We start from the raw sequence: 1,163 nt of genomic DNA on the forward strand, positions 1-1,163 counted from the left end.
GAGCTTATCGTTCAATGCAGTGTGTCCTTGTCAGGCACCACACCCACCGAGTTCATGAAGTCGGCAAGGGTGTCTGCGCTGTCGAGTGGCAGGTCAATATATGGCTTCCCGCCGATGAACACCGTTCTGCCGGTCGTGGTGTCGAATATCTCCCACGTGGAGTCACTGTCTTTGCGGATGTCGAAGCGGGGCTCCGCCATTGAAGTCAAAGTCTTGCCCTCTGGCGCCGGAAAGTTGTGGGTGGTGGAAGAGCTTCATGAGTTTGGGCGAGCGTTTCCAGCCAAGCAGCAAGGCCGGCGGGTACCTCCTCATTGCCAGTTTCTAGCGCTTCAATCCATGAAAGATCACATTGCAAAGCGGACGCCACGTTGATCGGCGTCCAGCGGATGTGGCGCAGGCATTCGTTGAAGCGGTCAGGACTCATGGAGCCACCTTTGCTACCCTCTGGAAGGGAGTCAAGTTCCAGCAGCGGATTGCAAGTAGCAATCCCGTCGGCAGCAACCCTATCAAATCTGAGGGTTGCGCAGGGGCAACAAAGTGATCAACTGCGGTCATGACCCATGATGAAATCGAAGCGTTTGTGGCCGCCATGATCGAGGCCGGAAGCAACATTCAGGCGATCGGAACGGTGGGATATGTTGTGGCGGAACCGGTCGATCCGGACGATAAGGAGGCCGATCGCCGTATCGAGCTTGTATCCCGAGCATTTGGGGAGCGCGACCATCTGAAACACGAGATTATCGCCTACCTTACCAAGAACGGTCGAGTGGTGCGAGCGTAGACGGCCTTGTCAGCATCCCTAAATCCTAATGGCGAAGAGCTAAGGGGTAACGTCATAACGGTTTGCCGATCGTCAACGCGTTGAACAACAAATAGGGCTTGGTCCACGCCGCCAAGCCCTATTCGTTACGGGTGTACCTTATGCCCCACACTCGCGTCCAAATAGTACCAGCTGAGTTGCGTTTTTCAACAGGGCCTTAAGTCCCAAGAGCTTCAGACTCGCATGACCCAGTCGTCGAACTCGCGCCAATCTTTCCGCTTTGTGCCAGGTGCCCTCATGACGTCTAGTTCCGGCCCCCTTGTCCTGCTACATATGTCGGGCGTTCCCTCTGTACTTACTGCCCCGTAGCCTCAACCGGCTGCGGGGCTTTTTCTATTTGCAC

Annotated in this window: 3 protein-coding genes; 1 reads left to right on the forward strand and 2 read right to left on the reverse strand. The window is 55.7% G+C overall.

The window, feature by feature from the left end; translation table 11 throughout:
• Positions 1 to 11: 11 nt before the first annotated feature.
• Both GQ59_RS33260 and GQ59_RS33265 read right to left on the reverse strand, forming a co-directional pair.
• Positions 12 to 200, reverse strand: a complete 189-nt coding sequence (locus GQ59_RS33260; RefSeq protein ID WP_037088625.1) for a hypothetical protein — start codon at positions 198 to 200, stop codon at positions 12 to 14.
• Positions 201 to 205: 5 nt separating this feature from the next.
• On the reverse strand, positions 206 to 424 hold the full coding sequence (locus GQ59_RS33265) for a hypothetical protein (RefSeq protein WP_084683368.1): 219 nt from the start codon (positions 422 to 424) through the stop codon (positions 206 to 208).
• Between the two features lie 129 nt (positions 425 to 553).
• Between GQ59_RS33265 and GQ59_RS30335 the strand changes: the two genes are divergently transcribed.
• Complete coding sequence (locus tag GQ59_RS30335) at positions 554 to 781, forward strand: hypothetical protein (RefSeq protein WP_037088627.1); 228 nt, start codon at positions 554 to 556, stop codon at positions 779 to 781.
• Positions 782 to 1,163 lie beyond the last annotated feature (382 nt).

It is taken from the genome of Neorhizobium vignae, assembly GCF_000732195.1.
GTDB classification, from domain to species: domain Bacteria; phylum Pseudomonadota; class Alphaproteobacteria; order Rhizobiales; family Rhizobiaceae; genus Neorhizobium; species Neorhizobium vignae.

Coding starts and splice junctions, on each gene's coding strand:
- GQ59_RS33260 (WP_037088625.1), bottom strand. CDS start 200: ATGGCGGAGCCCCGCTTCGACATCCGCAAAGACAGTGACTCCACGTGG.
- GQ59_RS33265 (WP_084683368.1), bottom strand. CDS start 424: ATGAGTCCTGACCGCTTCAACGAATGCCTGCGCCACATCCGCTGGACG.
- GQ59_RS30335 (WP_037088627.1), top strand. CDS start 554: ATGACCCATGATGAAATCGAAGCGTTTGTGGCCGCCATGATCGAGGCC.